The sequence below is a fragment of the Microbacterium sp. 13-71-7 genome (assembly GCF_002257455.1).
Taxonomy (GTDB): Bacteria; Actinomycetota; Actinomycetes; order Actinomycetales; family Microbacteriaceae; genus Microbacterium.
In genome coordinates this window covers 1-6684 of sequence record NZ_NCKN01000002.1, presented here as the reverse complement: position 1 = coordinate 6684, position 6684 = coordinate 1, and the positions used below count along the sequence as shown (strand labels likewise).

Sequence of the window (6684 nt, the reverse complement as noted above, 5' to 3'; positions counted from 1 at the left end):
GCGTTCCCCCGTAGAGGGCCGCGCGCTCGCGCATCCCGAGCAGACCGCGCCCGACGCGGGCGGGGGCGGCCTCCGCCACGGCCGCGACCGCGGAACCGCTCGCGCGCCCGCGCTCCGGCGAGGCGCCCTGCATCGAGCGCACGCCCTCCGGTGTGACGGGCGGCGCGCCGTCGTCCCTGACCTCGGCCTGGATCTCGTCCGCCGTCACCCGCACCTCGACCCGCACCTGCGTGGGCGCCTCGGCATGCCGCAGGGCGTTGGTGAGGGACTCCTGCACGACCCGGAACACCGTCATCTGCAGACCCGCCGGGATCCCCTGCGCATCGACGGCCGCGGATCCCCGAGGGTCGTCCCGCTCCGCCCGGCCCAGGTCGAGGTCCAGCCGCACCGGCAATCCGATCCCACGGTAGACCTCGGCCAGACGCGGGAGATCCTCGAGCCCCGTGCCGCTGCGCGCGGACTCCTGCCCGTTCGGCCGTTCGAGCACGCCGAGCGCCCTCCGCATCTCGTCGAGGGAGGAGCGCGCGACCCCGCCGATCTGACCGACCGCCTCACGGGCGCGGTCCGGGTCCGCGTCGAAGACGGCCCTCGTGCCATCGGCCAGCCGCACGATCACGCTCAGCGAATGCGACACGATGTCGTGCACGTCGCGGGCGATGCGCGAGCGCTCGGCGAGGGCCGCGAGCTGCGCCTCCTGATCGCGCTCGTGCTCCAGGATGCGCGCGCGCTCGACGAGCGCCGCCACGTAGCGGCGGCGATTGCCCGCGTTCTGCCCCCACAGCAGCGCGACCAGGAGCAGCAGCAGGTCGAAGGCGGCCCAGGTCAGGGCGGTGTCCAGCCGCGACCCCGAACGGTTCACCGGCGCGAAGCCGAATCCCGTGAGCAGGTGCACGGCGCTCAGCGCCAGGGTCACCCCGTAGGCGACCGCCCCGGCGATCCACGCCCGGGACATCCGGTCGTAGACGGCGATCGCGAACACCGCATAGGCGACCGCGAACGCTCCCACATCGAGCGAGAAGGGCAGCAGCACCAGCGGCAGCGTGACCGAGACCAGGAAGAGCAGCACGGGGTTGCGCCGGCGGAACAGCATCATCGTCGTCGCGACGATCGCGACCACGACGAGCCCGAGGCCGAGGCCCCACGGCCCGACGGGCCGCGCCGCGATCGCGGGATCCGCGGATTCCGCCGCGAACATCGGCACGGCCGTCAGCACGACCCAGCTGAGCGTCGTGAGCGCGTCGGCCGTGTGCGGATGCCGCTGCCAGCGCGACGCGGCGCGATCCAGGGCGCGCGCGGAGCCGTCGGTCACGTCGCCAGTCTCCCACGGTCCTCCGCGTCGGCGGGCGCCGCCGGATCCTGCTCGTCCTCGAAGACCTCGACTCCGGCGCTGCGGTCGCGACGACGTGCCTCGCGACGCTCCCGCCGCGCCTGCCGGCGGTCGCCACGGCGCTCGTACAGCACGACCAGCGCGGGTACCAGCAGCAGGGTGAGCACGGTCGACGACACGAGCCCGCCGATCACGACGATCGCCAGCGACTGCGAGATGAACGCCCCGCCGCCGGTGATGCCGAGCGCCATCGGGATGAGGGCGAAGATCGTCGCGCACGCGGTCATGATGATCGGCCGCAGGCGCAGGCGCGCGCCGTGCACCACGGCGTCGTCGAGCCCCGCGCCGCCGCGACGGTACTCGTTGATGAGATCGATCAGCACGATCGCATTCGTGACCACGATCCCGATCAGCATGAGCATGCCGATCAGCGCCGGGATCCCGAGCGGCGTTCCGGTGAGCAGCAGGCCCGCGATCGCCCCGGTCGCGGCGAAGGGCACCGAGACCAGCAGCAGCAGCGGCTGCACGAGCGAGCGGAACGTCGCGACCAGCACGATGTAGACCAGGGCGATCGCGGCGAGCATGGCGATGCCGAGCTCCCCGAACGACTGCGCCTGCTCTGCGGCGGCGCCGCCCTCGTCCAGAGTCACGCCGGCGGGCAGGTGCACTCCCGCCACGGCCGTCTGCACGCCGAGGGACGCCGTGGAGAGATCCGCCCCCTCCGCGGGGGTGGCCGAGATCGTGACCGCGCGGGCGCCGTCGATCCGGGTGATCGTGGCGGGCGCCGAGACGACCTCCACCGCGGCGATGTCGCCGACGCGGATCGGCGTCGCGCGCAGGTGTTCGAGGTCGCGCTGCGCCTGCGTGAGCCGGTCGGTCTCGGCCTGCTGGCGCGACCCGTCGGCGATCGCGGTGCGCGCTCCGGAGATCTGCTCGTCGAGGCTCGTCAGACCGCTCTCCGCCCCGGCCACGGCCTGCGTGAGCTGCTGGACGAGCTTCTGGTACTCGAGCGCGCTGAGCTGACCCTGCGTCGCGGGGCTGGTGTCGGCGGGCGGCGGCGAGGCGAGCAGCTGCGCGAGCTGCTCGCGCAGCGCGGCCAGGTCCTGCGCCCCGGAGGAGCGGGCGTCGTAGAGCGCGGAGAGCTGCTCGTCGGCCTTGTTCTCGGCCTCCGCGCGCGCCTGGGAGGACATCGCCTCCTGCTCGCGCTGCAGCGCGTCCGCCGCGTCCTTCTGCGTCTTCTGCGCCTGCAGCGCCGAGATCGGCAGGGTGAGCGCCTTGACGGCTTCCGGATCCGTCGCCGTCGACTGCGCGCGCACCACCAGGTCCGTGGCGGTGCCGTCGATGCCGACGGAGCCGAGCCGCTCGCCCTGCACCGCGGCGGAGATCGCCGAGCCCACCTCGGCGGTCGTGAAGCCCTGCGTCGCAGCGCGCGCCGGGTCGACCGAGACCTTCAGCACCGGGAGATCCGTGGCGAGATCGCTCTTCACCGTGCCGATGCCGTCGACCTTGCCGAGCGCGGCGGTGAGCTTCTCGGACGCGCTCGCGAGCGCCTTCTCATCGGGGCTCTTCACGATCACGTCGATCGAGGACGAGGTGGTCTGCGTCGCCTGCGTCGACACCGTGATCCGGTCGGCGTCCGGCAGCTCGCCCACCGCGGAGCGGATCCGCGGCAGCACGGCCTTCGGATCCGCATCGGCGGCGATCACGATGTCGAGGGTGACCGGAGCCCCCTGCTCACCCGCGGTGGTGCGGTACGAGGCGACCCCGTCGAGGTCGCGGACCTTCTTCTCCAGGGCGGTGGCCGCCTTGTCCGAGACCGCGAGCGTGGTGTCCAGCGGCATCGTCTGGGTGACGGTGACCGCGCGCTCGTCGGCGAAGCTGCCGAGCATGTCGGTCTTCAGGAAGCCGGCGGCCACGATCGTGCCGGCGAACACCACGACCGAGATCAGCACGACGGTCACGGGACGCCGCAGCGCGAACAGCAGCGAGGGCAGATACGCGCGCTGCATCCGCGTGACGCGCTCGGCGGGATCGTGCGCCGCGGCATCCGGGTCCGGAGCCTTCGCTTCGGCCGTGAGAGCCGGATGCGGATCCGCGACGACCGCGCCCGGCGCCTCCGCGTGCTCCACGAGGGGCGTGGCGCCGTGCTCGGCGTCCGAGGCCGCTGCGACCGCGGCCTTCGCCGGACGGCGCAGGAACCAGTACGCGAGCACGGGCACGATCGTCAGCGACACCAGCAGCGAGGCCAGCAGCGCGATCGTCACGGTCAGCGCGAACGGGCGGAACAGCTCCCCCGCCATGCCGCCGACGAGGGCGACCGGCAGGAACACCGCGACCGTCGTCAGCGTCGACGCCGTCACGGCGCCGGCCACCTGGCGCACCGCGGCGAGCACGTCGGCGGGCGTGAGCGGGGCGGATCCGCGTCGTCGCGCGATGTTCTCGATGACGACGATCGAGTCGTCGACCACGCGGCCCACCGCGACCGTCAGCGCGGCGAGCGTGAACACGTTGAAGGAGAAGCCGCCGACGCGCAGTCCGATCACCGCGATCAGCAGCGACAGCGGGATCGAGACCGCCGTGATCACCGTCGCCCTGGGCGACAGCAGGAAGACCAGGATGATGAGCACCGCGAACACGAGGCCGAGACCGCCTTCGACGGCAAGGTCATGGGTCGACTTCTCGATCATCGTGGACTGGTCGAAGAGCACCGAGCTCGCGGCCTTCTCGCCCAGCGAGGGCAGGGTCTTCGCGACCGCGGCGGTCACCGCGTGCGAGACCTGCACGGCGTTCGCCTCGGGGGTCTTGGTGATCGTCAGGCTCAGCGCGGGACGCCCGTCGGCGCGCGAGATCGTGCTCTGCGGGACGGGGGCCAGCTCGACGGTCGCGACCTCGGACAGCGCAACAGGCCCCTGCATCGTGGGGATCGGCATCGCGGAGATGCGCTCGATCGACGTGCCCTCCTGGCCGACCTCGATCGCCATCGCACGGGTGCCGTCGCTGCTGGTGCCCGCCGGCACCACCACGCCGGCGGTGCGAAGGATCCCCGACACGGCGGCCGCATCGATCGACCGGGCCGACAGCTTGGCCGGATCCAGCGTCACCAGCACGCGCTCGGAGACGCGCCCCGAGACCTGCACGGAGCGCACCCCCGGCACGTGCTCGATCGCGGGGACGAGGGTCTTGTCGACCCGGTCGGCCAGGGCCTCGACGTCGCCGTCGCCCGTGATCGCGAGGCTCTGCACCGGGATGTCCGCGGAGCTGCCCGCGTAGACCTCGGTGTGCACGCCGTCTGCGGCGGATCCGGCGGCCGTCGCGGCCGTCTTGAGGTCGGCGAGGATCTTGGTGTCGTCGCGGCCGAACGCCCAGGACACGGTCAGCTGGCCGCTGCCGCTCGAGGTGCTCGTGCGCACCTCGTCCACCCCGGTCACCGACCCCAGCGCGTCGGACAGCGGCTTCACGACATCGTGGTCGAGGGTCTCGGCCGACGCCCCCGGCTTGGTCACGAGGACGACCGCCGCGGGCTGCGACATCGACGGCAGCAGCTCCTGCTTCATGCTGCCGGTGGCCCAGAGGCCCGCCCCGACGATGAGGACGGTGAACAGGGCCACGACGGCGCGGTTGGCGAGGCTGAGTCGGGTCAGCAGGGTCACGGATCCTCCAGGGCGATCACGAGCGGGCGCAGGGCGCCCCGGCCGCCGCCACCTGCGACGAGCCGTACCTTCAGCAAACCGGTCGCGACCGGGGCGGCGCATCCGCTTCGGGGAGGATCCCGCCCGTCCCGGGGTGGTCCTCAAGTACCACATCCGGGCGCTCGGACGGCGGGATCGGACGACGTCGCCCCCTCCGGCACGAACGGCCGGAGGGGGCGACGAGATGAAGACGACGCGGCGCGCTCAGGCGTCGCGCGAGCGCAGCACCACCCAGGATCCGAGCAGCCCTGCGGCCACCCAGGCGCCGAGCGTGAGGAACGCCACGCCCGCCGAGAGCGGCGCGGTGTCGCTCGGCAGGATCGCGTTCTGCGCCGCCGACAGCGGCAGGTAGTTCGCGGCGTCCAGCACCCACTTCCAGGACTCTCCGGCGAAGGAGAAGAACGTCGACATGATCGGCAGCACGAACAGCAGTCCGACCGTGGCGGCGATCGCGCCGGCGCCGGAGCGCAGCATGAAGCCGAACGAGACGCCGATCAGCGCGCACACGGCCATCGTCGCGGCGGCGGAGAGCAGCGGCAGGAGGACCTTGTCCGGCTGGCCCCACTCGAGTCCGTGGCCGTGTCCGCCGAGGATCGCCGACACGATGACGGCGGCGACCGCGAACATCACGAGGGACGCGAGGAAGAGGAACACCGCGAGTACTGCGGCCTTCGCCACCAGCACCCTGCCGCGACGGGGATCCGCCGTGAGGGTGGAGCGGATCATCCCCGTGGAGTACTCGCCGGTGACCGCGATCGCGCCGAGGATGCCGGCGAGGAGCGCGGTGAACTGGATCGGCGAGACGACGGCCATGATGCCGTTGACGCCCTGGCGCACGGCGCCGGTCGAGGTGAGGGCGAACGCGATCAGCACGGCGATGCCGATCGTCAGCGCGGCGGTGATCGCGATCGACCACCAGGTCGAGCGCAGCGTGCTGAGCTTGATCCACTCGCTGCGCAGGCTCCGCGGGAAGCTCAGGCGGAACCGGCCCGAGACGGTGGGGACGGTGGGGGCGACGGCGCTCATGCGACCACCTCCGGGATCGGGGCGCCGGCTTCCGGCACGGCGCGGGTGCGGTACTCGACGGCCTCGCCGGTGAGGGCGAGGTAGGCGTCCTCGAGCGAGCCGCTGGTGGGGGTGAGCTCGTGCAGCGGGATGCCGCGCTCGGCGGCGAGGTCGCCGATCCACCACGACTCGGGGCCGGTGACGTCGATCGTGTCGTGACCCGAGGCGTTGACCACGGCGCCGGCCGCGAGGAGGAGGTCGCCGAGCTCGGCGGCGCGGGGGCTCCGCACCCGCACCTGGGCGGTGGTCCACTGCTGCACGAGCTGCGCGAGCGGCGCGTCCGCGAGCACCCGGCCGCGGCCGAGCACGATCACGTGGTCCGCGGTCTGCGACATCTCGCTCATGAGGTGGCTGGAGAGCAGCACGGTGCGCCCCTCGGACGCGGCGTGCCGCACGAACTCGCGCACCCAGCGCACGCCCTCGGGATCGAGGCCGTTGACCGGCTCGTCGAGGATGAGGGTGTGCGGGTCGCCGAGCAGGGCGGCGGCGATGCCGAGGCGTTGCCCCATGCCGAGGGAGAACCCGCCCGCACGCTTGCGGGAGACGGATCCGATGCCCGTGATCTCGATCACCTCGTCGACGCGCTTCGACGGAAGCCCGTGC

General features: G+C 73.0%; 4 protein-coding genes (1 of these 4 only partly in view). All 4 read right to left on the bottom strand.

Features of this window, described 5'->3' with window-relative positions; genetic code table 11:
* A protein-coding gene (locus B7X32_RS21015; protein ID WP_366246925.1) for a response regulator crosses the window boundary here: on the bottom strand, positions 1–1309 show its 5' portion. Its footprint begins 773 nt before the window's first position; only the first 1309 of its 2082 coding nucleotides appear in the window; its start codon is at positions 1307–1309; its stop codon lies off the left edge, out of view.
* A complete protein-coding gene (locus B7X32_RS00280; RefSeq protein WP_292714282.1) occupies positions 1306–4977 on the bottom strand; it encodes an efflux RND transporter permease subunit in 3672 nt (1223 codons plus the stop codon). Before B7X32_RS00280 ends, B7X32_RS21015 begins: the two co-directional genes overlap by 4 nt.
* A gap of 243 nt (positions 4978–5220) precedes the next feature.
* On the bottom strand, positions 5221–6042 hold the full coding sequence (locus tag B7X32_RS00275) for an ABC transporter permease (protein ID WP_292714279.1): 822 nt from the start codon (positions 6040–6042) through the stop codon (positions 5221–5223).
* A partial coding sequence (locus B7X32_RS00270) for an AAA family ATPase (protein WP_292714276.1) occupies positions 6039–6684 on the bottom strand: 646 nt, incomplete at its 5' end. The genes B7X32_RS00275 and B7X32_RS00270, both read right to left, overlap by 4 nt.